This is a genomic window from Paenibacillus sp. KS1, assembly GCF_001680695.1.
Lineage (GTDB): Bacteria > Bacillota > Bacilli > Paenibacillales > Paenibacillaceae > Paenibacillus_B > Paenibacillus_B suaedae.
Genome location: NZ_MAIS01000266.1, coordinates 1 through 896, shown reverse-complemented (window position 1 = coordinate 896; position 896 = coordinate 1). Strand labels below are relative to the sequence as shown.

Below are 896 nucleotides of genomic sequence, written 5' to 3'. Positions count from 1 at the left end.
CGATCAATACATGACATTATACTAATTCATTTAAACCCTAGAGCCGCAAGGCTTCTGGGGTTTTTTATTTTTGTGGGTGAAATGAGACGTGGGAGGATAGGGGAGATAGCACCCACAAAACACCCACAAATTTATTCGAGAATGTTTTTAAGGTGATCCTCAAACTTGTCCATATTCATGGCCTCAAGTTTTTTGGATACGTGTGCGTACACGTCAGAAGTTATCTGAATACTTCCATGTCCAAGCCGCTCTTGGACATATTTCATATCGGCTCCGCTTTCTAGCAATATTACGGCATGGGTGTGGCGTAAAGAATGTATTGGCAATGGTTTTAATTCTGCACGCTTCAGAATTCTTGAGAACGCATTGAAGAGTGATGATTTTGGCATGAAATTTCCGTCTTCCCGACATAGTACCAAATTAAGATCGTGATGATATACGTCCACCAATACAAGCTTGTTTTGATTTTGCCAATTCATATGGTAACGTAGATCGTTCACTAATGACTGGCTTATAGAGATTACGCGTGTAGAGCGGAATGTTTTGGTGTCCCCAAACAGTTCACTTTTTTCCTTCGCAGTAAAGTCTAAGGTCTCGTCAATGGAGATTGTTTTATTCTTAAAATCTGGCCGGCAAAACATACCGAACAGCGCTAGTATATGGATCGTCTCTGAATCTTTGGATGGTAGTCACAAACACGCCATGCACTGCTTCGGAATTCCGGACGGCCATAAAGCAAAAGATTGGCAGCGGTACACTTGTCCATGGCATTTTCTTGGACGGCAGCGGAGCGTCACAATTGCAATCGGCTGGAGCGAAACTGCGTGGTGATGGTCGGACGGTATACTCAATCATATCAGTGTGATACAACAGGGATCACATAGGTAAGCTCTTTA

General features: G+C 42.9%; 1 pseudogene. It reads right to left on the bottom strand.

From position 1 onward, the window contains the following. Positions 1–131: 131 nt before the first annotated feature. A pseudogene (locus BBG47_RS28220) lies at positions 132–626 on the bottom strand (site-specific integrase); the annotation flags it as partial. Positions 627–896 lie beyond the last annotated feature (270 nt).